Origin of the sequence: Dethiosulfovibrio salsuginis (assembly GCF_900177735.1) — a bacterium.
In the GTDB taxonomy this organism is placed as follows: Bacteria; Synergistota; Synergistia; order Synergistales; family Dethiosulfovibrionaceae; genus Dethiosulfovibrio; species Dethiosulfovibrio salsuginis.
This window is the reverse complement of record NZ_FXBB01000008.1, coordinates 18,312-42,824: the sequence shown is the minus strand read 5'-3', so window position 1 is coordinate 42,824 and position 24,513 is coordinate 18,312. Positions and strand designations below refer to the sequence as shown.

Below are 24,513 nucleotides of genomic sequence, written 5' to 3'. Positions count from 1 at the left end.
AAATTACGGCTCGAACCTGCCTTTGACCACCGCTCTGCCCCCTTGGACCACTGTTTTCCCCATGGCGAACACCGAGGAGATGGACAGGTCGCCTTTCTCCAGCAGGACCAGGTCGCCGTCGTATCCCTTGGCTATCCGCCCCTTTCTCGGGAGCCTGTAAACCGAGGCGGGGGTGGTGGTTATGACCTGTATAGCGGTCTCCAGTGGGATACCCTCCACGAGGACCGAATCCCGAACCTCCGGGAAGAGCGACCGAGAGGTTCCGATGGACAGGCCGGTGAAGGCGCCGGTCGAGTCGAAAGACGGAAGGCTGCCCTGACCGTCGGAGCTGAAGGTTATCCGCTCCACCGAAACTCCCGAGTCGAGGAGCCTCCTCAGACCTTGGCTGCACTTGACCTCGCCTTCCTCGAGAAACTGGGGCGTGGTGCTGGTGGTCAGGTCCACCATGCCGCCGGACAGGGCGTAGTCTATGCAGTCCTGGAAGAGCTCGGGGTTTCTGTTGACGTGGGTGGGGAGGAACTGGCCCAGGCCCAGCTCGGTGGTCTCCACAATCGCCTTTATGGGGGAGAGCATGGAGGGGCCGTCCCCTAGATGGACGTTGATGACCCCCGACTTGCCCCCTATCATCCCACCTACGTGAGCGGAGGCCGCCAGCTTGTTCAATTCATCCAGTGTGGGCTGGGAGGACCGGTGGTCTGAGATCGCCACCTCTCCCACCCCCACGAACAGGTCTATCAGGACGAGGTCGTCCTGAACCGATCCTGTGAGGGTCTTGACCGGGATGGCGTAGGATCCGGTCAGGGCCCATGCCGACAGGCCCTCCTCCCTGAGGGATCTGGCCTTCGCCAGGAGCTCGCCGGGGTAACGGCAGGTGGAGTCGGTCCCGAGCACCCCTATAACCGAGGTGACACCGGCCTCTATGAGGTCCGAGAGGACCACCGCCGGGGTCCTGGTGGAAAAGCCCCCCTCACCGCCTCCACCGGCTATGTGGACGTGTCCGTCGACGAAGCCTGGCACCGCTATTTTCCCGGTTCCGTCTATGACCTCCAGGTCCGGGAGGTCCTTCCCCGGGAAGGACTCCCCGACCCAGGCTATTTTATCCCCCGCCAGGAGAATATCCCCCTTGCCCAGCTTATCCGGGCAGTACATCTCAACCTTTTTTATCAGCTTAAACATTTACTCGATCCCCTCCGCTTTTATCCTGCCTGACAGCACCTTAGCGGCCCTGTCGCCGTCGAGGGACAGCCTGAATGCTCTCGTATCCCTCAGATGAGCCAACGCCGCCTCTTTCGCCCCCTCCTGATCCCTGCTCTCTATGGCGTCTATTATCCTCCGGTGTTCCAGTGGCGTGTTGGTGACTCCCTGATCCGCAGGGGCCACCAGGGGCTGAAAGCGGCCGACGTACATTATGTATAGCCGAGAACGCCAGAACACCGGATGAAAGGCCCTCTCCAGATAGCCGTTACCCCCTATCCTCACTATGGAACAGTGAAACTCCAGGTTTATGGAACGGTATTCCCTGGGAAGGTCGGAGAGGGCGAAAGACTCCTCCATCTCGTTGAGGTGTCTAAGATAGGCCACGTCGTCCAAGGTGGCCTTTCTGGCCGCAGCGGAGGCCGCCTCTCCCTCCAAAAGAGCCCTCATGGAGAAAACGTCCTCCATATCCTGGGCGGAAAGGGCTGGCATTCGATATCCTCTCTTCCGTGGCTCGCTCTCCAAAAATCCCGTCCCCTCCAAGAAGGTGAGGGCGTTTCTGACCCCCGTCCGTCCCATACCGAGCTCCGAGGCCAGGGCCGTCTCGTAGAGAGGCTCCCCGGGCATAAGTCTCAGGTCCTCGATTAGATCCAGTATATAGTCCAAAACCGCCTGAGAGGACGGGGGAAAATCGCCGCCGCTGGCCGATGGCCACATTTACCTCACTCCTTTCCGCTTTTCGGGGTGGACAACATAACGGCAACTATGCTATGTTGTACCCATATACTACATTATGGAGACACAATGTCAATATCGCATCGTTTTTGAGGGAGGGACAGCCGATCAGAATCGAGTTTTAGTTTCAACAAGGCAGCAATACCCCATACGGGGGGGAAATTTATCAAAGGATAGGAGTTGAACCGAATATGTCGAACAAGAAAGAGCCTTCATGCAAGCCAATGAGAATACCCGATACATACGTCATCATCTTTTTCGTCGTCCTCCTGGCGGCACTTCTAACCTACACCGTTCCGGTAGGGACCTACAAGACCCACGAGGTAACCTACGAGATGGACGGGGCTACCAAGACCAGAAACGTCCTAATAGCGGATAGCTTTGAGCTAAAGGTGGACGACCAGGGCAACCCGGTCAAGCAGGGCATCGCGGTCTTCGAGCCCTACGGCGAGGTGGGCCTCTTAAACTACGTCTTCGAGGGCTTCGTATCCGGAAGCAAATGGGGGTCAGCGGTGGGGGTTATGGCCTTCATCCTGGTCATAGGTGGAGCCTTCGGGATAATCATAAAGACCGGAGCGGTTGAGGCAGGCATTCTCCACGTCCTCACCAAGTTCAAGGGCATGGAGAGGGCTATTATACCGGTGATGTTCGTCCTGTTCTCTCTGGGAGGGGCCGTCTTCGGCATGGGCGAGGAGGCAATTCCCTTCGTCCTGATCCTGGCCCCTGTGTGCGTGGCCCTGGGCTACGACTCGATCACGGCCATAATGATAACCTACGTGGCCACCCAGATAGGCTTTGGGACCTCCTGGATGAACCCCTTCAGCGTCGCCATAGCCCAGGGAATATCGGGAATCCCGGTCCTCTCCGGCGCAGGGTTCCGCATGGCTATGTGGGCGGGCTTCACCTTGGTGGGGATCCTCTACACCATGAGATACGCCGAGAAGGTAAAGGCCGATCCCACGTCGTCGCTCTGCTACGAGACCGACTCTTTCTTCAGAGACAACGTGGAAAAGGGCAAGGAGATAGAGAGCCACTTCGGCCTGGGACACATGCTGGTAGTGCTGGCCCTTTTCGCCGGCATCGCCTGGGTTATCTGGGGAGTCATGACCAACGGATACTATATCCCTGAGATAGCCACCCAGTTCTTCATCGTCGGCCTTGTTGCGGGGGTCATCGGAGTCCTGTTCAACCTGAACGACATGGGGGTAAACGACATAGCGATCAGCTTCAGGGAGGGAGCCAAGGACCTCCTGGGAGCCGCCATGGTGGTTGGTATGGCGAAGGGCATCGTACTCGTCCTCGGAGGAGACTCTCCCACGGACCCCACGGTGCTTAACACCATACTGAACTCAGCGGGAAGCGCCATAAGCTCATTCAACACTGCGGTATCGGGCTGGCTCATGTTCCTCTTCCAGTCGGTCTTCAACTTCTTCGTGGTCTCCGGCTCCGGCCAGGCGGCCCTCACTATGCCCCTGATGGCCCCTCTGGCGGACCTTGCGGGGGTTACCAGACAGGTTGCGGTTCTGGCCTTCCAGCTTGGAGATGGATTCACCAACCTGATAGTCCCCACCTCGGGCTGTCTCATAGCCTGCTTGGGGGCCGCCAGGATCGACTGGGGAACCTGGGCCAAGTTCCAGATAAAGTTCCAGGCCCTTCTGTTCGCCCTAGGATCTTTGGTTGTAATCGGCGCGGTACTGACCGGGTTTAACTAGATAAAAGCGAAAGGTCGCCACCACTCGGTAGCGACCTTTCGCTTTTAGTCATCTTTGAGCCATACGATCGTTTGCCATTCTCATGGCATCCTGGACCTGTGAGTCAGAAATAACCCTAAAGTTAAAGAGCCCCTTTCCCAACATCTTCTCCATAGCCTTTAGACTCTTTTTTACACAGCTCTCGTCGCCGTTTTTACTGGCCATGTAGAACCACATATAGGCCTCCACCACGTCTTTATTTACCCCTTCTCCATCTAAATAACAGTTGGCTAGGTGGTACTGTCCCCAACCATAGCCTTTCTCTGCGGCCTCTCCATACCATTTGACTGCCAGAGAATCGTCTTCTTCTACACCATCACCATTCTGATAACAGATACCAAGCATATTTTTAGCTCTCAGGCTTCCTTTTTCCGCTGCTCGATGAAACCACCTCACGGCCTGGACATAGTCCTTTTCTACCCCATCGCCTTTGTAGTAGCAGAGAGCGAGATTAATTTCAGCAGAGACATAGCCACCCTCCGCAGACTTACGAAACCACATTACCGCCTCTCTTATGTCTTCACCTATTCCTGTTCCTTTAGAATAACAGGTACCCAACATATTTTGTGATCGTGAATTTTTATTATTAGCCGCCTTTTCAAACCAACCAACCGCCTTAAAATTATCCCTCTCAACCCCATACCCCTTGTTGTAACACATCCCCAGACTATACTGCCCCCAAGGGTAACCATTTTCTGCGGACCTATGAGTCCATTGCACAGCTATTTCCTCGTTTTTTTGGACTCCACCCCTTTTTAAATACAAAACCCCAAGTCTGTCTTGGGCAGCCATATTCCCTTGCGCTGCCAAACTAATGGACCACTTGACTCCCAGATAGAACTGGGCCCTCAGATTTCCGCCTTCTGCCTTTTCCTCCATGAAGACCGTAGCTCTCTGCCACTCCGAATCTTCCAGTGAACTTGAATCTATAGCACCTCTCAGAGCTGTCGCCTTCTGGAGGTCCTCCTGAACCCCTAAACCATACTCAAACATATCGGCCATAACATCTAGCGCTATAGGATTGCCTTGTTTTGCAAGTAAACCCAAGGCATCAAGGGCGAGAGAGTCTTGTTCGTCGAGGAAAAGGGACAGAGCTTTTAAGAGCTCTCCACCTCCAACGAGCGAGGGTTCCTCCGCTTCCCCAATACTTACTATAGACCTACGAAGCTCGTCGGGGATCTTGCTCGCTCCTAACCCCATCTCCAGAACCCTGAGGACAGCGGAGCTGTACTCTACCTCCGCCCCCCAGTCCAGGTTTTCCCTTACAGTCTCGATGGCCTCCTGCATGTCCCCCAGACCTGAGAGCTGAACCCCTACGACTAGGTTATTAGTCCACTCACCAGGGAGAGAGTTGTCCCTAATATCCTTGAGACAGGCCCTTATCTCTTTTGTGTAGCGCTCTCTCTCAGCTCCCTTTAAAAAACTCCCCTCCAGTTTATCCATTTTCATAACGTTTAAAAGTGCTAAGCGATTTTTTGCCACTTCCACGACGAAAGGATCTTTTCTAAGAACCGGACGGTTTATCTCGGAAAACTTATCGTAGCACTTAAGGGCAAGGTCGTACTCCTCTACATTCTGAGCGGCCTTGCCGTAGTCGAACCAGAAGGGAGGATAAGCCTGAAAGTAGACTTCAAGACGTCTGAACATCGCGAGGGCTCTATGTCTATCGCCTTCGTTTTCCGCCTTAAGATAGAGGTCGATAAGCTCCTCGGTAATTCGATGCTCATCGGGAAGGCCATACTGACGAAGAAGCCGCCACGACGAGCGTAGGAGTCCTTTGTTCAGGTTGTTCAGCTCGATTACCCTGTTTTTATGGAGTTGCCACAGTGATTCGTCCAGCTCTGCATGGTAGTCGTCCTTCAGAGCCTTATAGTTAAAGTAGGAGCTCGTCGCCGAGACAGCAAAACTCCCTATAATACTGAAAATATCCCCACCGTAAGCTCTAAGATTCGATAAAGACTGATAAATGCCATTTTTAGCTTTGCGATCGTATAACTCCTTAAGCCTTTCGGACTCATCGGAGCGTAGTTTTTCATAGGTAACAAGGTCCATTATCCCCTCGTACACATCTATAATTTCGTCGTCCGCCGCTATTTCCCCAATTTTAAGGTTGTTCAGTATATTTCTATATTCATGATCCAAGACAACCCTATCCTCTGCGGAGATTATTCTGTTCACAGACATTATTGCCATATTAAGGGCCAGCATTGTGTGTTGAGGATCGTACTTCTCCTGCGCAGCGACCACCGAGGAGCTAAATAAAAGCACAGAAATCACAAAAACAAAAAGTTTAGACTTCATCATCGTTCCTCCCCTAGTGCTTTGTTCTCCCGCCGGAGGGAGATCCTACAAGACTCCAGTTTTCGATCCTCCAGGCCATATAGGGATCCAGAATAAGTCCATCCATTCTCTGATCCATCGCAGGAGCGAAAAGCGATGGTAGGTGTGCCATGAGAATGTTGAGAATGTCCTGTGCCTGCTGCCCCTCCTTAATAAAATCACAGTGACTTCTGAACCAAACCCCTCCAGCTAAGCTGGCGCTGGCTGAGTTTCCTGAGCCAAAAAGCTTGTTAAGACCTCCTGTAAGCTCCCTCACGATAGGATCCAGGGACGCTAAAGGGGTCATCTGTTCCCTGCTGTCGGTAGAGTAGTCTCCCAGAATATGGATAGAGTACAAAATAGCAGCCAACCCCTCTCTCTCTCGGGGGCTCAGAAATGACATGTTTCGGGATATAACCCTATCAATTTGGGATTTCCTCTTTCTCCATTCATAGTTAAGGGCACTAAAAAGACGGTCCATAGTTCGCCTATCCAGAGATCGACCGTCTATATCCACCTTTCCTCGGAGATATCTCTTATGATCCGCCGTATGCTTAGGGTTTTCGTTATATCCCCAGTGGAAATAATAGCGATGAGACAGGCCGCTTTTTAACCCAAAGTCTCTCTTTATCTTTTCGTTAAAGGCTCGAATATCGTCGATAGAGTCGCTAATCTCTTTAAGGATTTTATCCGTAAAAACCCCTTTAGTATCCTTTTCCACGCCGAGGCAGGCGTACCATAGGGTGACGTGTGAGAGCCCTCCCACTCTCGTTCCTGCCTTGAAGGAAAACCCCTCGGAGGAAACCACCGGTAACAACAGGAAGACAAAAACCAGAGCTATCAGGCTTAGGATGGTTTTTTTCGCTCTCAAAACGTCACCCTCTCAACGGAATAGAATTGTTTTTCATGATAGCATTTACCTGCGACAAGATAAGACATAAGAGGCAACAGCAAATTAGATTTTTTCCCGAACCTACCTCAAACATCTCGTCAGAAAATGTCGTATCGTCGTGATATATTCGGCATTTCCGATGGCTTTCAGCTCTTCACCGATATATTCCCGGATATCCTCATCGCTCCATCCATCAAGCTCGTCGGTTATTTTGATATATACTCCAACCGCACTTTTTCTTCGACCGACTAATCCAGGCTCGTTTAGGTTAAGGACCCTTATGGTCTCGCTAGCTCTTAAAGCCATTTCTTCATCGATGGCTGACCTGATCATGACCTTGCCGTTGGAGTGAAAAAAGAGAAAGTCATCGGGATCGTGCCGATCTGGCTTGATCAGCTTGCGGGGATCATAGTTAGAGCATTCGGTGTCCTTATAACGTCCACACTGCCCTTTATTATCGCAGGACAAAAAGAGGTTATCCCAATCAAAGGTGAGACGAGGATGCTTGCCCTTGGGGAAAAAATGTTCTATATGACAAGCTTTTTCGTCGCTGATTATCCCCTCACAGTAGGCGCACAGTTTACCTTGAAGTTCCATCAGTGCTTCTCGTAAAGATGATTTTTCTTCAGGAGTAACGCAACTCCAATTATCATTAGGAGCCTGTTTCGCCTTCAGACAGGCAGGAGCGAATACAGAAATTCTTTTAAGGTAATGCATAGCTAAATACCTGACCGTCTCTTCACCAGCTGGAACCTTATAAGCCTATCGCAGTCCACCATCACAGGATGTTTTTCCCCAAAATGAGCTACAAGGCTCTGGCGTAACCGTTTAGCCCGATCGTCTTCCCAATCTCCTTCCTCTATGATCGCTCTGTACTCGCTCAGGAGCTCAGCTTCCGGTATCGACGGTGCGGGATCGATATCCATGATTCGACAGAGGACGTCAGTACTCTCCACGCCCTTCGTCTGATAGGAGGGAGTCTTCAAAGCAACGCCACCATGGCCTATCTCTATGACCCTTATGGATTCTTTGTCCACGGTGGAGAGTACCTGGGGGCTATGAGTCGTCACTATGAACTGAACCATGGGAAAGGCCTCCTGTAAGGAGGGTATAACCATCTGTTGCCATCCAGGATGCAGGTGCATATCGACCTCGTCGATCAGGACTATTCCAGGGGTCCCCTCCACCGACGATCTTCCCAGGTGGGGGTTCAAAACGGTACAGCGGTAGGCTATATCCGCGACTAAGCCTATCATGGTCCTTATGCCGTCGGAAAGGGAGTCCACTGGCAGAGTGCCCAATTTATCGTTTGAAACTCTAGGGGTCTTCTCTACAAAATCCCACTCCAGGCCTCCCCACCCTGTAGGAGCCAAAACCCTATCAACCACCTGAGCGACGGCGGCTAAAGCTTCCTTAGGGAAATGGGGGGATTTTTTGGAACTCATCGATTCACTCAATGATTCCAGTGAAAACCTGGAAAGCCAGTCCACAAACCCCTTGTAATGGGAGGACGGCGAGAGACAATCGCCGTATCCTCTGAACCTGGCGTTAGGGGTTATACCTGAGGTTTTTTTCCCGTCCGTCATACGGCTAGCTCCCCATAGTCTTCCTGTGCCGTAATAGGCTATCACCGGAAAGGTGGGGGCCAATCCATCACCAGAGATCCAGCGGTCGTTTTCAGCGATCAGGCTTAAAGCAAAGTCCTTAAGCTGTTTTGCACCAGCGGTAGTAGTCCTGGCCTGAGTCGATCCCTCTTTAGCTCCTTTAAGGTCACGTTCCCAGGATATATCCTGCCCCCAAAAGGAGGCCTTACCCTCCATCCATACGGGGAGGCAGAGCTCCATGGTTCCAGTGGGAGAGGTTACCCTACGGATGTCCTGGGGATCAAAACCTTTGGAGGCTGTCCTTCGTTCCATAGTATCCACAAATAGCCTTAAAGAGGCGGCGACTCCGTCCAAAATAGCGGTTTTACCTCCTCCGTTGGGAGCGACAAAAACCGTGAGCCGAGGATGAAAAGAAAGATCAACCTCGGGAAAGCATCTATAATTCTTTAAGCTCAGCCCTTCCAGGTGAAAAGGAGGAATATTTCCATCCTGGAGTTTGAACTCCGTTGAAGAACCTTTTTCTGACATGGATAACAGCTCCTCTCTGGCACAGAGTATAACGCCCTTTAGTGCGACCTAGCAAAACTCGGGTAAGATTTTGTGCTATAGCTAACGGAAGTAGGGGAGGAATGGCTTGCGGATGTCGGTATATGGTGCTAGGTTAGCCATAACCTAAAACAGAGGAGGGGCTAATATGAGACTGGAGAAAACCGTCGCTTCGCTGAAGGAAAAGGGATACGAGGTTTCCTGTTTCGATACCGCCCAGGATGGGGCCAGCTATTTGGACGGGAAGGTGGACGGCAAAACCGTCGGTTTTGGAGATTCGGAGACCCTGGAAACCATGAATTTATACGACCTGCTCTCAAAACACAACGAGGTATACGATCCCGCCCACCCCTCTAAAGGTCTGGATTTCTGGTCGACCGCTAAGCTATGTCTGACCACGGATATCTTTTTTACCTCCGTGAACGGACTTGCGGAGACAGGGGAGATGGTAAACATCGATGGGACTGGAAATCGAGTGGCTGGCTCCTTGTTCGGCCACGAAAAGGTTTATTTCGTTGTAGGGGTGAATAAGGTGGTCCCGACCTTGGAGGAAGCCATATACCGTGCTCGGAACATCGCAGCTCCACAGAACGCCGCCCGTCACCGATACCGGACACCTTGTGCGGTAAAGCAGGACAGGTGCTACGATTGCCACAGCGAGGACAGAATATGCTGCGGACAGGTGATACATTACAAAAAGATGAACCAAATGGAGATGGAGGTAGTTCTCGTAAAAGAGGCTCTGGGACTTTAGGGGAGATAGGCTGACACTGCTTGTACGGGTCGCTGCTCAGTGCTACTATATCGACGTAATCATGTATCCATTACGATGGATTAGAATATCCGCTGAGCAAAGGAGTTTTGACGTGAGCCAGTCTCGTTCGATATATAGATCCCTTTTTGCCGATCCCGCTTTTACTCTTTTTATCGTCCTGGCTGGATCTTTCTTCCTGACGGTGTTTTTCAGGATCTGGTTTATACTGCTCGGCTCCACCGTATCGGGGTTGCCGGTATGGGCAGGAGGAGCGGCAGCCTTGCTGCTCGGAGCGGTGACAGGGGTGCGAGGGGTCTTCGCCCTCGCGGGGGTCACCGCCCTCGCCCCGACGGAGGAAAGAGGGGTCGTATTCGGAGCCATGAACATGATAGCCGTCCTGTCGGCGGTGATCTTTCAGTGGGGAACGGGAATCGTCATCGACCATTTCCCGACGACACAGCCCGGTGTCTACACCACCGAAGGTTATTTTACGGCGTTTTTACTCGTATCATCCGCCATTGCCCTAAGCCTGCTCGCGTTACGATCCCTTGGGAGGGATCCTTTGAAAGGGGAATAGCTCAGCTCATCCTGTCGTTGGAAATGAAGGATCTCCTAACAGGCATAGACAGTAGCAGCAGGCCAAAAAGTATAAAACCTATCCCTGCCAGAGCGGGAATCGAGAGCCTTTCCCCTAAAAGGGACACCCCGAAAATAGCGGCAGTCAGAGGCTCCGCCAATGTGAGGGTGCAGGCGGTGGATACGGGCACGACCTTCAAAGCGGTGGAATACAGTCCGTAGGGGATTGCAGTGCTGACCGCACCTAAGACCAGAGCGATGGAGATCCCTCTGGAGGTGAATATCCATCCTGTGTCCCCTAACAAAAACGCAGGGGAGGCCATTACCGCCCCTAAGGTCATACAGAGGGCTATAGCCGCCAGGGAGGATCGTCCCTCCTGGGCCTTCTTCATCCCCATGCCGAGAAAGCCGAAGGCTACCCCGGCACAGAGAGCAAGGGCGATACCTACGAGATCCACCGTCAGGCTTCCCCCGAGGGACAGCAGGACGCATCCGGTGACGGCAGCAACGGTAGCTCCCATCCATCGAGCGGTCAGCCTCTCGCCTAGAAACAGCCTTCCCAGCAGTCCTCCCATGACGGGGGAGCTCCCTATGGCGACCATGGTCCCGACGGCGACGCCGGTCCTGAGGATGGAGGCGAAGAAAAACTGCTGATAAAGGGCCATTCCCGCCGAGGCCATAAGGACGCTACTCCAGGGCCAACGCCCGGAGAACGCCTTAGGACCCTCTCTGTACAGCACGAAGGCAGTGAGGCACAGCCCCCCTACGGTTATCCTGATCGCACCTAAGACCAGAGGGGAGATTCCCTCCGGCCCGAAGGCCTGCAAGGTTCCGGAGGCTCCCCAGAACACCCCCGCCAGTATCATCATCATAGAGCCACGAAACATAGACACACTCTCCTCCATCGATAAAAACATGCTAAAATACGGCCCTATTTTACCTTAGCTACAGTTATTTTCCTACATATCGCAAAATACAATTTTTATAAGGGCACCTCTAAAAACTCTAATCCTCGGAGAGATCGTTCCGACGTAGCCCATTTGAGCCCGTATACTCGACATGCCGTTGTGTAGTACGAATGGGGCGACAGGACGTCGCCCCAAGCCGAGGGGGCACAGGACGTGCCCTCCGAGGCGGTTCGTACGGAACAGGCAGGTCGAGTATACGATTGGGCGAAACAGGGCGCAGGCGGGACGGTCTCTCCGAGGGGACTCAAAGGTGAGTTTTTAGAGATGCCTATAAGATATATAGCGATTGACAAAGGAGGGGTAATATGCTTGAAGATGGGATTTTGAGGTGGTCCGAGGGAGAGCCTCTGGAAGGGGCTGTTTTCAAGGACGAGACGGTGACCGACCTGGATATGTCGAACGTGAGGTTCGACTCGGTCCAGTTTATAAACTGTCACTTTGTCTCGTCCAGGTTTGTGAGGACCAGCTTTTACGATTCTATCCTCAGAAACTGCGACCTGTCGAACTGCGACCTCAGCAACAGCTACTGGAAGGGGACGGTTATCCAGGACAGCAAGGCGGTGGGCAGCAACTTCGACCACGGCTTCTTCAGGGAGACGAATTTTACCGGCGGGGTGTTCAACTACTCCAACTACGGAGGGTCTGTCTGGGAAAACTGCGCCATCTCCGAATGCGACATGAGGGAGGCTTTTCTCTCTGAGGTCAAGCTCAAAAAGATCCGCCTGAGCAAGGAGGACTTCACCAGGACCAGTTTTTTTCAAGACTCCCCTTAAAAACGTGGACCTCTCCGACTGCGTCATAGACGGTTTCTCCGTCTCCGACGACTTCAGGGAGCTGAAAGGGGCAAAGCTAAACGCCCTACAGGCGGTGGGGATAGCCAGCATGATGGGAATAAAGGTGGTCTGACCGATCGGTCAGACCACCTTTGATTCGAGACCCTTCACGAGGCGATAGACCGTCTCTGTGGCGGGAAGAGATATTCCATCTATCTCACCTAACCTCAGGATCTCGCCGCTTATGGCCTCTATCTCCGTGGGCCTACCGGCGAGGACGTCCTGGAGCATGGAGCAGGTGTTTTTCGACGTGGATCGGACCACCGCCCTGACCCTGTCCCACATGACCTGGGAGTCCAGGGAGACGCCGACTGAGCGGGCGACGGAACAGGCCTCCATGGCGAGGGACCTGCACAGGTCGGCGAGCCCATCGGAGGAGAGGACGCAGCCGTTTTCCCTCCGTATAAGGGCTGCTACCGGATTAATGGCGGCGTTTACGGCTAACTTGCCCCACAGGACGGGAGCAGGGTCGTCCACCGCCCTGGCGGAGAGCCCTGACCGGTTCAGGGCATCCTCAAGAGGACGCCAGTCCCTCCCCCGCTCCACCGGGCCAAAGACGATCTCTCCCAGACCTCCTAAATGGACCTCCCCTCTATCGTCACGGTAGGCCCCGTAGGTACAGGCCCCAACCGCCACGTTGACCCCTCCCAGAACCTGTGACAGCTTCTCGCCGTTTCCAAGGCCGTTTTGCACCGTCAGGACGGCTCCGTCGGGAAGGAGCAGCTCCGGCAGGACCGGCGCTACTTCGTCGGTGGAGAAGGCCTTCACCGTGACTATGGCGATGTCGGACCTGTCCAGCCTTGACGGGTCGTCCTCCGCCCTGACAGGACAGGGGGCCGTTTCGCCGTCCCACAGGGCGACCCCTACGGACCTGATCCGGTCCAGTGTCGCCCCAGGCCTCTGGAACACCTGCACCGAGAGCCCCACCGAGGCGAGCTTGGAGGCCAAGAGGGTACCTATTGCCCCACAGCCCACCACGGTTATCCTCACCGCCTATCCAGCTCCTTAATCACCGATGGGTCCATGTCGAAAGAATGGCCCTCCTCCGGGAAGGACCTCTCCCTGACGTCGGAGACATAGGAGGCCAGTGCCTCGGTCAGGACCTTTCCTCCGTCCAGATACCGCTTTACGAACTTAGGGCGAAAGTCGCCGTAGAGGCCGAGAATATCGTGAAAAACCAGCACCTGGCCGTCACATCCCTTGCCCGCCCCTATGCCGACTGTCGGTATGGACAGCTCTTCGGTCAGTATCTCGGCGAGAGGGGCCGGAACGCACTCCAGAACTATGGAGCAGGCTCCCGCATCCTGTAGGGCCCTCCCGTCGGCTAGAAGTTTTTCCGCCCCCGCAAGGTCCTTCCCCTGCACCCTGAAGCCGCCCAGCAACGTGGCGGACTGAGGGGTGAGCCCTATGTGGCCTACTACCGCTATACCAGCGTCCACTATGGCCTTGACGGTGTCGGCCCTCTCCACTCCGCCCTCCAGCTTAACCCCGTCCATACCAGCCTCCTTGATAAACCGCCCGGCGTTAGCTACCGCCTGAGCTCGGTCCACCTCGTAGGACATAAAGGGCATGTCTCCGACCAAAAAGGGCGAGGACGCCCCTCTGGACACGGCGGCGCAGGCGTCTATCATGGTGTCCATGGTGACAGGGACGGTGCTGGCAAAGCCCTTCTCCACCATCCCCAGGGAATCCCCAACCAATATGACCTCCGCACCGGCCTCCTGGACCATGGCGGCCTGCCAGGAGCTGTAGGCGGTGATCATGGAGATAGGCCGCCCCGAGGCCTTCATCTCCATCAGATGAGGGATGGTTACCTTTCTCATCGGTCGTTGCCGTCCATGAGGAATACCCTCTCTATCCCTCTGTCCGGCCCAATCTTGACAACCTTGGCCCTGTGGGACCTGGCCTCTTCCTCGGTCATTAAGGCCCAGGCCATGACTATCACCCTGTCTCCCACCGTCCCAAGTCGAGCTGCGGCGCCGTTCAGACATATCTCCCCGCTTCCTCTAGGAGCCTCTATAACGTAGGTCTCGAACCGACTGCCCGACTCCATGTCGGCGACCAGGACCTTTTCCCCTATGAGAAATCCCGCCTGATCGATGAAATCACGGTCTATTGAGATGCTGCCCTGATACTCTAAGTTGGCCTCGGTCACCACCGCACCGTGGAGTTTACACTTGAGCATGTTTAAGAACATGGCCTATTCCCCCAATACGACGTTGTCTATTAGCCTGGTGGAGCCCGCTCGGACCGCCAGGGCCACCACAACTGGGCCGGTTATGTCGGCGACCTCCGACAGGTCCGCAGCGTCACGGACCTCGACGTACTCAGGGGTCAGTCCCTCTCCCTCCGCCAGGACAGACCATACCAGGTCCGCCAGGGCGAAGGCGGACCTCTCCCCTCCGTCAAAGGCATCCTTAGCGGCGGATAGAGATTTGGACAGGAACAACGCCGAACGCCTCTCGTCCTCTGACAGATAGACGTTTCTGCTGCTCAACGCCAGTCCGTCGGCCTCCCGAACGATAGGACAGGGGCGCACCTCCACCGGGACGTTGAGGTCTCTGACCATCCGATTTATGACCTGAAGCTGCTGGTAGTCCTTCATGCCGAAGTAGGCCCTGTCGGGCAACAGGACGTTGAAGAGCTTCAACACCACCGTACACACTCCCCTGAAGTGGCCGGGCCTGGAGCCTCCGCAGAGAGGGAAGCTGATTGCCGCCTCGTCGACGTAGGTAGAGTGAGAGGGACGGTACATCTCGTCCGCCTCAGGAGCGAAAAGCACGTCTACCCCTGCATCCTGAAGGAGGGATAGATCTCTCTCCTCGTCCCTGGGATACCGGTCCAGGTCCTCCCCTGGGCCAAACTGGATCGGGTTGACGAAAAGGGATACCACCGTCACGTCGTTTTCCTCAAGGCACCTCTCCACCAGGGACATATGGCCCCTGTGGAGATATCCCATTGTGGGAACCAAGCCCACCGTCTTCCCCTGCGATCTACGCTCCGATATGAACCGACGCACCTCGTCCACCGATCTGATAACTAGGGTCACTGTGAGACCTCCTCCGATAATCTTTATCAGGTACAAAAACAGGCACAATATATTCGATAAATACAGTTTTCGCAACATAAAAAAAGGGGGCTCCACGGGAGAGCCCCTTTTATCTAAAACTATCGCCTCGAATTCCTCCGGAGGAACAGGCGGTTATTTACAGCTTTGGAGGGTTATATCTGTCGAAGTCCAGTTCCATTATGTATCGGTGGTGTCCCTCTCCATACTCGTCTTTGTTCTCCCCTATTACGTCGAATCCGATCTTGTCCCTGTATAGCCTTATGGCAGGTGCGTTTTCCGTGTCCACGGTGAGTCCCATCTTACTGAAGTCCTGATCCTTCAGGTTCCTTATTATGGCGTCCAGGAAATGGTAGCCAAGACCCTGGCCCTGAAGGTCCTCCGCTATGGCGTAATCGAAGAGGTAGCACTTCTCCATGTCCTCCCAGTCCCTCATCAATATAGCCAGACCGATTATCCTCTTCTTGTCCTCTTCCTTCAGGACGAACACGTTTCCGTGGCGTATCTGGGGAACCAGCCCCCACTCGTCCATCCCAAGGTCTCCGAATATCCCAAGGCCAAAGTTGACCATCCTTTTGAGCAGGTTGACGTTGTAGTCCTGCACCAGGTAGACCTTGAGGTTCCCTATGTCTCCGTCCAGGTTCTCAACCACTTTGCGCGGTAGTTTAGAAGTCTCCTCTAAATACAAAAAACCAATCCCTTCTGTTTTAGGTTTGCTGTTTATTGTACCATAGATTCAATTGAATATCAAATGAGACTACGGATGCCACCAAAAGAGGGCCCCGAGAGGCCCTCCTGTAAGTATCTATTTCGTGAATAATTCTTTCATGACCCCCACCGAGCTCAGTATGGACGACGCCTCGTAGGGAAGGTAGACCGTCTTGGACTTGTCACCGGATGACATCTCCTTCAACGATTCCAGATACTTGAGGGCTATGAGGTAGGAGGAGGGATCCCTTCCGTCGGTGTGAACCGACAGGGCCTCGGCTATCTTGGCTATAGCCTCCGATTCGGCCTGGGCCAGCCTTATCCTGGCGTTGGCCATTCCCTCGGCCTCAAGCTCTATGGCCCTCTTCTTTCCCTCTGCTCTGTTGATCTCGGCGTCACGCTGGCCGTCGGCCTCGGTGACGACCGCTCGTCTGGTCCTCTCGGCCTCCATCTGCCTCTGCATGGCCTCCTGGACCGACGCGGGAGGGTTGACGTCCTGGATCTCGACCCTGGTGACCTTGACGCCCCATACGTCGCTGGCCTCGTCGAGGGTGGTCCTCAGGCTCTCGTTTATCTCGGTCCTCTTGCTGAAGATCTCGTCGAGCTCCATCTCGCCCATGACGCTTCTTAGGGAGGTCTGGGTCAGCTTTTCCAGAGCTAGCGGCAGGTTGCTTATCTCGTATATGGCCTTGAATGGGTCGCTGATCTGGAAGTAGAGCATGGCGTTTATCTCCATGACTACGTTGTCCCTAGAGATGATGTTTTGCTTAGGGAAGTCCAATATCTGCTCCCTCATGTCCATGGTGGAACTCCGCTTGAATCCCCTTCCGAAGACCCACTCTATATTCTTAGGTTTATCCAGTACGGGGAAGATGAAGTTTATACCCGGGGTCAGTATCCTATGAAACTTCCCCAATCTCTCCACCACCACCCTATGGGATTGGGGTACTATTTTGACCCCGGAAAAAAGGATCATCAAAGCTAAAACGACGAACAGCCACAGGAGAGCCGAATCCATGGAATTCTGAACAAACCACATCACATCGTAAAACATCAAAACACCTCCACCTCTCTAGTCGTCGTTACGGACCGTGGTGACCATCACCTTGGCCCCTTTGACTTCCACTATCTCCACCTCCGCACCGACAGGAACGGGCTTGCCGTCCACGTGAAAGGCCCACCACTGGGACCCTCTCACCTTGACGTAGCCCCCACCGGTCTGCCCTTCCGATATCTCTTTCACAACCAGGGCTTTAGAGCCTATCATTCCCTCCACGTCGGATCGCCTCTGTCCCTTGCCGTAGAGGTGTTTTACCACCGAGGGCCGGATGAAAATCAGCCCCAAAAGGGCGGAGACTCCGAAGGCCGCCAGGCTTATCCTTCCGTTAAGGGGAAAGGGCATCTCCAAAGGCCAGAAGGCCCCCATCAAAAGAGGGGGAATACAGGCGATAGCTACACACCCGAGGACGAACCCCGGAGAGACTATCTCTCCCAGCAGAAGCACTATGCACAATATACCCCAGAACTGCCAGGTCGCTAAAAACGCCATATGGATCACTCCCTTCCTCTCACATCATATCACCTAACGTAAGGGGGGAACAACGCCGCCCTTACCTCTTAGCTCATCATAAGCAGGCTCAGGGCCATAACCGCCATGCCGCCGACCAAGCCTATCATGCTGTCGTGTCCCTTGCCGTAGGCGTTGCTGGTTGGGATAAGCTCGTCCAGGCTTATGTAGACCATTATCCCAGCGACCCCGGCGAACAGGACTCCCATGACCTCCTGGGGGACAGCCCCTCCGCTGCCCCCGGTAAAGAGGACTATACCCCCATAGGCGATCAGGGCCCCTATAGGCTCGGCCAAACCACTCAAAAAGGAGTACAGGAAGGCCTTTTTTCTGTCCCCTGTGGCGTAATAGATCGGGACCGATACGCTTATGCCCTCCGGGATGTTGTGAAGTGCTATAGCCACGGCTATGACCACCCCCACCGACGGATCGTGAAGGGCAGCTAGAAACGTTGCCAGTCCCTCGGGGAAGTTGTGGATCCCGATAGCCAGGGCGGTGAAGAGCCCCATCCTCATCAGCTTAGGATTGTCCTTTATGTCGTCAGGAACATCGTCGTTGTGCAGAGGTGCCACGGCCCTCTCGGAGCGTACCTCGTGGGGGTTCTCCGCCTGGGGAATAAAGGCGTCTATAAGGCCTATCAGGACTATACCCCCGAAGAAGGCCCCTACGTTTATCCACTCTCCCCAGTAGTCTCCGTAAACCTCGGTGAGAGCCTCGGAACCCTTGAAGAATATCTCGACAAAGGACACGTAAAGCATGACTCCGGCGGAGAAGCCGGTTGATATTGACAGGAAACGGAAGTTGGTCCTCTTGGCAAAGAAGGCTATGGCGCTTCCTATACCTGTAGCTAAACCGGCAAAAAGGGTAAGCCCAAAGGCTATCGCTATTTCGCTCAAGCTATCACCGTCTTTCTTTTTAGGGAACCTCTAAAAACTCACCTTTGAGTCCCCTCGGAGAGATCGTTCCGCCTACGCCCTGTTTCGCCCAATCGTATACTCGACCTGCCTGTTCCGTACGAACCGCCTCGGAGGGCACGTCCTGTGCCCCCTCGGCTTGGGGCGACGTCCTGTCGCCCCATTCGTACTACACAACGGCAGGTCGAGTATACGGGCTCAAATGGGCTCCGTCGGAACGATCTCTCCGAGGATTAGAGTTTTTAGAGGTGCCCTTTAGTGGTATCTATACAGGGTAGATTGTACCACTAAAAAGCCCTGACGGATCGATTTTAGTTAGGAGATGCTAACTAAAAAAGGCCCCTAAGGGGCCTTTTTTAGTTTCAGAGCTATTCCTCGTAGAAAACCTTGAAATCCGAGTCAACTTTGCCCTGGCCCATGTACCTTGCCCGGTAGTCCCTAAGTAGGTCGAGGAACTTAGGTGTTAGCAGAAGTATGGCCAGCAGGTTGACGAATATAGGGATACCTATTGAGATATCTATAAACATCCACACCTGATAGGTGGGAAGGCCGTAGGCCTGGGCGTAGAGCACCAGCAAAAATCCCGGTAGGGGGTAGACGTACTTGTTGAATTTAAGCACCTTATCCAGGTTCTTCGAATGAGGCCCTATGACGTAGGTCAGCAGCGTCTCAAACTGGGCGAAAAGCCCTGTCGAGGTGGTTAGCCCAAACAGGAAGATCCCGACTATCAGCACGATTGTCCCGAGGGAGCCCACCCCTTTTGAGAAGGCGCTTAGGGTAAGGGTTGCCCCGTCAAGACCGGAACTCCACTCCCCTGAGTTTATGATCATCAGTGCGGTAACGGAACATATCACCAACGTGTCCATGAAGACCTCGAATATGCCCATGATACCCTGCTTCACCGGATGATCAACCCTGGCGGAGGCGTGGATCATGGGAGAGGAACCCCAACCAGCCTCGTTGCTGTAGACCGCACGGGCCATTCCAACGGAGATCATTCTGGCGAAGGCGGCTCCGGCAAAACCTCCTACCGCTGCGGTTCCGGTGAAGGCACTTCCGAATATGAGCCTAAAGGTGTGTGGTATGGCGGCGGTGTCTTTAAGGATAACCATGAGAGCTCCCCCAATGTAGAAAAGGCACATGAAGGGAACCACCGCGACGGCTATCTTGCCGAGCCCCCTGATACCGCCCCAGATGGAGGCGTAGAGGAGGACCAGAAAGACGAAACTGACCAACAGAAGGTTCACGTCGAAGACCCCCGCCACAGCTTCCGCCACGGTGTAGTTCTGGATGGTGAAAAAATAGCAGATTAGAAAACCTATCAGGAACAGTCCGCTGAGGACCTTCGCCAGGCCATGCCAGCCTCGCTCCTGGCCGAGCCCTCTTTGGATATAGTAGGTAGGCCCTCCGTAGGTGCTCTGTCCGTCGTCCAGCACCGTCCTGTAGTGGACCGCCAGTGTGACCTCGACCATCTTTATGAGCTGGCCGAATATGCCCGCCATCCACATCCAGAACACCGCCCCAGGGCCTCCGACTGCGATAGCGGTGGCGACTCCCCCGATGTTGCCCACTCCGACGGTTGATCCTATGGCGACGCTTACCGCCTCGTAGGGGGACAGTAGTCCAGGGCCATCGTCGACCTTGCCTGAGAAGATCCGCCCTACGGTATTTTTAAAGATATAGCCGCCGTACCTGAACTGAAAGCATCCCGAGACCAGGGTAAAGAACACCCCCGAGCCGAGCACCATCACTATGAGAGGAGTTCCCCATACCCAATCGACTAACTGCTCCACAAAACCCAGAAAATCCATCTATCTCCCTCCCTTCCGGTCTACATCGTTATTAATAAAAGCTACTTACGAAGAAGGGGCCTGGTAAGACAGGTAGGTCCTCCGCCGCCCTTCCAGCATATCTCGGTGCCCGGGAACTCCAGCACCTCCATGCCAGCCTCCTGTAACCTGCCCTTGGTGATAGGGTTGCCCTCTATCATGAGGACCAGACCGGGCTCCAGGGCCAGGACGTTACAGGCCATTGTGTCGTACTCCTGATCTGGGACCTCTATCAGGTTATATCCCCTGTGAAGAAGCTCCTGCCGGAAAGTGACCGGCATCTGTCTGGAGTAGACAACCGCCGCCTTGTGGTCCACAGGGCTTATGAAGGACATGAGGTGAAGGCACTCCTCCGGTCCGTTCCAGTGAGGAATGGGGTAGTCCAGCACCTCGAAGTTACCGGCAGCCAGATCCCTCAGCTGGCGGACTCCCTCGGGGTTGGTCCTGTAGCTGATCCCTACCGCCAGGGTGTTCTCGTCCAGCCAGGCCATATCCCCCGCCTCCATGCTTCCCTCGCCCTCTATGGCTCCCAGCCTGGGCAGGCCGATGGAGTCGAACAGACGGCCCGCCGCTGCGGCCTCGGCCCTCCGTTGGGGCTTGCCCATGTTAAACAGGATATACCCTTGGTCGGTGACCATACAGGAGTCCCTGGCGTACATCGAGTCGGGGCCGGTATCCTCCTGGGAGGGGAGGCAAAACACCTCCGGCACGTGGCTCTTTATAATGGATAGAAACGCATCGTATTCGTCCATGGCCTTGGAGTAGTTCACCGGCTCGGTGTAGCCCAGATCCCTCCAGCAGGAGTCTAAGACCTTCTGGCTTCCGTAGGCGTCTTCCGCCCTCTTCACCATTATCTTCTCTATCTTTCCGACTTCCGACTGAGCTCCCCAGGGTTTCATTCAGAGTGCCTCCTTTGAGTTCTTTTAGATTATTTGCTCTTGCATAAATAGGATAGACGATATATGCTCTTTTCCACAGGGGTTTTGTAATAGATTAGGGTATTACGGGTTACATACACCTATCGTTTCCGGCTATAACTTTACGTTTGAGAGCAAGAGGGAGGACAATATGACCATAAAAGACGGCAACCTACTGGACGACACCGGCCTGGCGATCCTCAGGGAGCTTCAGGCAAACGGCAGGATCTCCTTCAGGGAGCTAGGAAAGAAAGTGGGCCTCTCCGCCCCGGCGGCCATAGAGAGGGTCCGGCGAATGGAGAGCGTCGGGATAATCATGGGATATGGGGCCAGGATAGACCCGGAAAAGGCGGGCTTTCCGATCAGGGCCATGTCCGCCATGTCCACGGACTTCAAAAACCCCGACCCCTACCTGGCGGACAAGATAACCGCCATACCGGAGGTCATAAGGTGCCTGAGCATCACAGGACAGGACGACTACTACGTCGACATAGTCGCCAGGTCGATAAAGGACCTTGAGAGGATCCTCGGAGAGCTGACCAGAATAGGCAAGCTGTGCACCTCCATAGTTCTGTCCTCCATCGAGAAGGACCTAAAAATCTAAAGGACGGCTCTAAGAGCCGTCCTTTAGATTGACCTCTAGGCTGAACATTTCCTCGTAGGACCGCTCCAGCTCTGAGATAGGCCCCTCCCATATCACCGAGGTTCCCCGGTCGTCGGGGAGGACCAGCCTGGGACAGCCGCCTTTAAACTTTTTGTCCCTGGCCACGTGAGGGGCTATGGCGGACCATGGGAGGTCGGGCCTTGTAGGGAGCCCAAGGGACACAAGAAGACCACCGAGCCTGTGGAACGTCTCACCGGAGCACAGCTCCAGCCTACAGGCCAGATCGGTGACGACCATCATCCCCACCGAGACGCCGTCTCCATGGCTCCAGCCTCGGTAGTCCGACGCGGCCTCGAGGCCGTGTCCCACCGTGTGCCCCAGGTTCAATCTCGCCCTAGCCCCCGTCTCCCTCTGATCCTCCTGAACTATGTCCAGCTTTATGGCGGCACACCGGGCCACTACCTCAGCGAGGACAGTTGGACAGCGGTCCCTGAGAGAGGCGGAATTTGCCTCGAGAAACTCAAACAGCGACCTGTCCTCTCCGAGGCCGTACTTGACCACCTCCGCCAGTCCCTGCCGGTAGTCCTTCCAGCTCATGGAGGACAGGCAGTCCACGTCGGCCAGAACCAGCTTGGGCATATGGAAGGCCCCCACGAGGTTTTTCCCCTGAGGCAGGTTTACACCGACTTTGCCGCCGATGGAGCTGTCCACCTGGGCCAGAAGTGTGGTGGGACACTGAACCAAGTTTAGCCCTCTCATCCAGGTGGCGGCGGCGAAGCCCGCCGAGTCGCCCACACAGCCACCACCGATGGCCACCACCGTGTCGTGCCGATCCACACCGGCGGCGGCGAAGTCGCCGTAGAGCCTCTCTATTTGGCCTAAGGTCTTGGCATCTTCCCCTCTGGGCAGGATCGACATACCCTTTATACCCTCAGGGGCGGGAAAGAGCGAACCGGTCATCTCGTCGGCGACCACGTATAAGCCGCCGGAGACCAGTTCCCTGAGCCGGGGCAACATCCCTCTGCCGACGATAACCCTGCCTGTGCAGTCGTTCCCTAAAACCCTGCGATGATCCTCCTTGCTGGGGAGGTCCAGGCTTGACCTAACCTCCATGGCCACCTGGTCCACCGTCAGGTCGTCGGTGTTCACCCTGAGATCCGCCTCTTTATAGAGCTCCCTTCTGCTGTGCCACAGGGATTCTAGGTCTCCCTGTTCCAGCAGAGGCCTCTTCCCCGGCTGATTCGCGGCCCTCTCCCTGACCTTTTCCGGCGACACGTCCAGGATAACCAGCTTGCCCCTCTGCCTGATAAGCTCCCCGTTATCCCTGGACTTGAGGACCCCTCCCCCCAGCCCGACCAACACGGTCCCCAAATGGGCGGCCTCTTTGAGGCAGGAGGACTCGAGCTCCCTGAAGCAGGGCTCTCCTAAGGTGGCGAAGATATCCTTAACCGAGGTTCCCGCCCGGGACTCGACCATCTGGTCAAGGTCCACAAAGGGTATCCCGGTCATAGACGACAGGGCCTGCCCGACGGAGGTCTTACCGGCGGCCATAAACCCTCCCAGGAAGATGGGCCCACTAGCCATTGGAGATCCTGCTCCTGTGATCCTGGACCCTTCTGCTAAGGTCTTCAAACCTGTCACCTCCGAACTGTTCAACTATGGCCGAGGCGGCGACCCAGGCCGCCATGGCCTCTCCCACCACGCAGGCCGCCGGGACGGCGCAGACGTCGCACCTCTCGACGTGGGCCCTATGGGCCTCCATGGTGGACAGGTCCACCGAGGGGAGGGAATCTTTCATGGTGGGTATGGGCTTCATGGCGGCCCTGAGCATGACCTCCTGGCCGTTGGTCATGCCTCCCTCGATACCTCCGGCCCTGTTGGTCCGACGGATCAGGGCTTCTCCCTCCAGGTGGATTTCGTCGTGGGCCTCTATGCCCGGCCTGTCCGCCAGGTCGAAGCCGTCCCCAAGGGAGACCCCCTTTATTGCCGGAATGGACATAAGAGCCCCGGCGAGTCGGCCGTCCAGCCTCCTGTCCCACTCAACGTAGGATCCGACCCCTGTTGGCATGTCCTTTATGGACACCACGAAGGTCCCGCCCAAGCTGTAGCCCTCCTCCTTAGCCGAATCTATCCTATTTATAAGGGGGGATTCGTCGGCCTCCCTTGGACAGCCCATATTGGACCGGACCGCCCTGGCCCATTCCTCATCAGAGCTGGGGTCCGCCAGATGAACTCCCCCGATGGAGGTGACAGCCCCTCGAACCTGAATACCGAGGCCGATCAGGAGGGCCCTCGCCACAGTTCCCGCCAGGGTCCATCCTGCGGTGGCTCTGGCGCTGGACCTCTCCAGGACGTTCCTCATGTCGAGGTGCCCGTACTTGAGCCGCCCGGGCAGGTCGGCGTGGCCGGGCCTGGGGCAGGACACCACCTTATCCTGAGCCTGCTGATCCACCTGATGGGGGTCCATGGCGCCCCTCCAGGACCGCCACTCGGTGTTATCCAGACAGATGGATAGAGGGGCTCCGGTGGTGAGGCCGTCTCTAAGGCCGCTCCACACCTCTATGACGTCCCTCTCCAGGGCCATTCTGGGGCCTCTGCCCCAGCCCCTCCGCCTCCTGGCGAGCTCGGAGGACAGAAGCTCCAGGGAAACCGGAAGGCCAGCGGGAAGTCCCTCGACTATGACGGTGTAGCCCCTTCCGTGGGACTCCCCTGCGCTCAAAAAACGAAGGGCCATA

25 protein-coding genes are annotated in these 24,513 nt (G+C 55.2%); 6 read left to right on the top strand and 19 right to left on the bottom strand.

Translation table 11 applies throughout. From position 1 onward, the window contains the following. Positions 1–3: 3 nt before the first annotated feature. Both iadA and B9Y55_RS04585 read right to left on the bottom strand, forming a co-directional pair. Complete coding sequence (gene iadA / locus B9Y55_RS04590; RefSeq protein WP_085544190.1) at positions 4–1,176, bottom strand: beta-aspartyl-peptidase; 1,173 nt, start codon at positions 1,174–1,176, stop codon at positions 4–6. After that, a complete protein-coding gene (locus B9Y55_RS04585; protein WP_085544189.1) occupies positions 1,177–1,911 on the bottom strand; it encodes a GntR family transcriptional regulator in 735 nt (244 codons plus the stop codon). Positions 1,912–2,120: 209 nt separating this feature from the next. Here B9Y55_RS04585 and yfcC point away from each other — a divergent pair, with 209 nt between their 5' ends. Continuing rightward, positions 2,121–3,641, top strand: a complete 1,521-nt coding sequence (yfcC, locus tag B9Y55_RS04580) for a putative basic amino acid antiporter YfcC (RefSeq protein WP_085544188.1) — start codon at positions 2,121–2,123, stop codon at positions 3,639–3,641. 48 nt (positions 3,642–3,689) lie between these two features. Here the strand turns inward: yfcC and B9Y55_RS04575 are convergent, their stop codons facing one another. The 4 genes from B9Y55_RS04575 to B9Y55_RS04560 form a co-directional block, all read right to left on the bottom strand. Then, positions 3,690–5,981: a tetratricopeptide repeat protein gene (locus B9Y55_RS04575; protein ID WP_159448229.1), complete on the bottom strand. Its 2,292-nt coding sequence runs from the start codon at positions 5,979–5,981 to the stop codon at positions 3,690–3,692. 13 nt (positions 5,982–5,994) lie between these two features. Continuing rightward, entirely contained in the window at positions 5,995–6,870 is an 876-nt protein-coding gene (locus tag B9Y55_RS04570; protein WP_085544186.1) for a hypothetical protein, read from the bottom strand. Between the two features lie 102 nt (positions 6,871–6,972). After that, positions 6,973–7,608, bottom strand: coding sequence for a retron Ec78 anti-phage system effector HNH endonuclease PtuB (ptuB, locus tag B9Y55_RS04565; RefSeq protein WP_085544185.1), 636 nt, complete (start codon positions 7,606–7,608; stop codon positions 6,973–6,975). Positions 7,609–7,610: 2 nt separating this feature from the next. Continuing rightward, positions 7,611–9,023 carry an AAA family ATPase gene (locus B9Y55_RS04560; protein WP_085544184.1) on the bottom strand — a complete coding sequence of 471 codons (1,413 nt, stop codon included), beginning with the start codon at positions 9,021–9,023 and terminating at the stop codon, positions 7,611–7,613. Between the two features lie 166 nt (positions 9,024–9,189). On the opposite strand from B9Y55_RS04560, the gene B9Y55_RS04555 reads away from it, so the two are divergent. Both B9Y55_RS04555 and B9Y55_RS04550 read left to right on the top strand, forming a co-directional pair. Beyond that, on the top strand, positions 9,190–9,795 hold the full coding sequence (locus B9Y55_RS04555) for a lactate utilization protein (RefSeq protein WP_085544183.1): 606 nt from the start codon (positions 9,190–9,192) through the stop codon (positions 9,793–9,795). A gap of 112 nt (positions 9,796–9,907) precedes the next feature. Continuing rightward, a complete protein-coding gene (locus tag B9Y55_RS04550) occupies positions 9,908–10,372 on the top strand; it encodes a hypothetical protein (RefSeq protein WP_085544182.1) in 465 nt (154 codons plus the stop codon). 1 nt (position 10,373) lies between these two features. Here the strand turns inward: B9Y55_RS04550 and B9Y55_RS04545 are convergent, their stop codons facing one another. Continuing rightward, complete coding sequence (locus B9Y55_RS04545) at positions 10,374–11,258, bottom strand: DMT family transporter (RefSeq protein ID WP_159448228.1); 885 nt, start codon at positions 11,256–11,258, stop codon at positions 10,374–10,376. 386 nt (positions 11,259–11,644) lie between these two features. Here B9Y55_RS04545 and B9Y55_RS04540 point away from each other — a divergent pair, with 386 nt between their 5' ends. Together B9Y55_RS04540 and B9Y55_RS13590 are read left to right on the top strand one after the other, a co-directional pair. Beyond that, on the top strand, positions 11,645–12,112 hold the full coding sequence (locus B9Y55_RS04540; protein WP_085544180.1) for a pentapeptide repeat-containing protein: 468 nt from the start codon (positions 11,645–11,647) through the stop codon (positions 12,110–12,112). Positions 12,113–12,116: 4 nt separating this feature from the next. Continuing rightward, positions 12,117–12,245 (top strand): hypothetical protein, encoded by a 129-nt coding sequence (locus tag B9Y55_RS13590; protein ID WP_268753276.1) that lies wholly within the window; start codon positions 12,117–12,119, stop codon positions 12,243–12,245. An 8-nt stretch (positions 12,246–12,253) separates the two neighbouring features. Here the strand turns inward: B9Y55_RS13590 and B9Y55_RS04535 are convergent, their stop codons facing one another. From B9Y55_RS04535 to B9Y55_RS04490, 10 genes are all read right to left on the bottom strand, one after another. Continuing rightward, positions 12,254–13,162, bottom strand: coding sequence for a ketopantoate reductase family protein (locus B9Y55_RS04535; protein ID WP_085544179.1), 909 nt, complete (start codon positions 13,160–13,162; stop codon positions 12,254–12,256). Next, on the bottom strand, positions 13,159–13,995 hold the full coding sequence (gene panB, locus B9Y55_RS04530; protein ID WP_085544178.1) for a 3-methyl-2-oxobutanoate hydroxymethyltransferase: 837 nt from the start codon (positions 13,993–13,995) through the stop codon (positions 13,159–13,161). Before panB ends, B9Y55_RS04535 begins: the two co-directional genes overlap by 4 nt. Continuing rightward, the gene (gene panD / locus B9Y55_RS04525) at positions 13,992–14,369 is read right to left on the bottom strand and encodes an aspartate 1-decarboxylase (protein ID WP_085544177.1); all 378 of its coding nucleotides are present in this window, start codon (positions 14,367–14,369) and stop codon (positions 13,992–13,994) included. Before panD ends, panB begins: the two co-directional genes overlap by 4 nt. 3 nt (positions 14,370–14,372) lie before the next feature. Then, positions 14,373–15,221 carry a pantoate--beta-alanine ligase gene (gene panC, locus B9Y55_RS04520; protein ID WP_234986130.1) on the bottom strand — a complete coding sequence of 283 codons (849 nt, stop codon included), beginning with the start codon at positions 15,219–15,221 and terminating at the stop codon, positions 14,373–14,375. A gap of 157 nt (positions 15,222–15,378) precedes the next feature. Continuing rightward, positions 15,379–15,891 carry a GNAT family N-acetyltransferase gene (locus tag B9Y55_RS04515; RefSeq protein ID WP_234986129.1) on the bottom strand — a complete coding sequence of 171 codons (513 nt, stop codon included), beginning with the start codon at positions 15,889–15,891 and terminating at the stop codon, positions 15,379–15,381. Between the two features lie 153 nt (positions 15,892–16,044). Beyond that, positions 16,045–17,001 (bottom strand): SPFH domain-containing protein, encoded by a 957-nt coding sequence (locus B9Y55_RS04510; RefSeq protein WP_200806622.1) that lies wholly within the window; start codon positions 16,999–17,001, stop codon positions 16,045–16,047. A gap of 18 nt (positions 17,002–17,019) precedes the next feature. Next, the gene (locus B9Y55_RS04505) at positions 17,020–17,496 is read right to left on the bottom strand and encodes an NfeD family protein (protein WP_143340810.1); all 477 of its coding nucleotides are present in this window, start codon (positions 17,494–17,496) and stop codon (positions 17,020–17,022) included. Between the two features lie 68 nt (positions 17,497–17,564). After that, complete coding sequence (gene zupT / locus B9Y55_RS04500; RefSeq protein WP_085544174.1) at positions 17,565–18,410, bottom strand: zinc transporter ZupT; 846 nt, start codon at positions 18,408–18,410, stop codon at positions 17,565–17,567. A 386-nt stretch (positions 18,411–18,796) separates the two neighbouring features. After that, complete coding sequence (locus B9Y55_RS04495; RefSeq protein ID WP_085544173.1) at positions 18,797–20,239, bottom strand: alanine/glycine:cation symporter family protein; 1,443 nt, start codon at positions 20,237–20,239, stop codon at positions 18,797–18,799. 41 nt (positions 20,240–20,280) lie between these two features. Continuing rightward, positions 20,281–21,156, bottom strand: coding sequence for a dimethylarginine dimethylaminohydrolase family protein (locus B9Y55_RS04490; protein WP_085544172.1), 876 nt, complete (start codon positions 21,154–21,156; stop codon positions 20,281–20,283). 169 nt (positions 21,157–21,325) lie between these two features. On the opposite strand from B9Y55_RS04490, the gene B9Y55_RS04485 reads away from it, so the two are divergent. Beyond that, the gene (locus B9Y55_RS04485; RefSeq protein WP_085544171.1) at positions 21,326–21,778 is read left to right on the top strand and encodes an Lrp/AsnC family transcriptional regulator; all 453 of its coding nucleotides are present in this window, start codon (positions 21,326–21,328) and stop codon (positions 21,776–21,778) included. Between the two features lie 9 nt (positions 21,779–21,787). Here B9Y55_RS04485 and aroB read toward each other — a convergent pair whose 3' ends face one another. Together aroB and aroC are read right to left on the bottom strand one after the other, a co-directional pair. After that, complete coding sequence (gene aroB / locus B9Y55_RS04480; protein ID WP_085544170.1) at positions 21,788–23,362, bottom strand: 3-dehydroquinate synthase; 1,575 nt, start codon at positions 23,360–23,362, stop codon at positions 21,788–21,790. Next, the gene (aroC, locus tag B9Y55_RS04475; protein ID WP_085544169.1) at positions 23,355–24,512 is read right to left on the bottom strand and encodes a chorismate synthase; all 1,158 of its coding nucleotides are present in this window, start codon (positions 24,510–24,512) and stop codon (positions 23,355–23,357) included. Before aroC ends, aroB begins: the two co-directional genes overlap by 8 nt. Position 24,513: the final 1 nt, after the last annotated feature.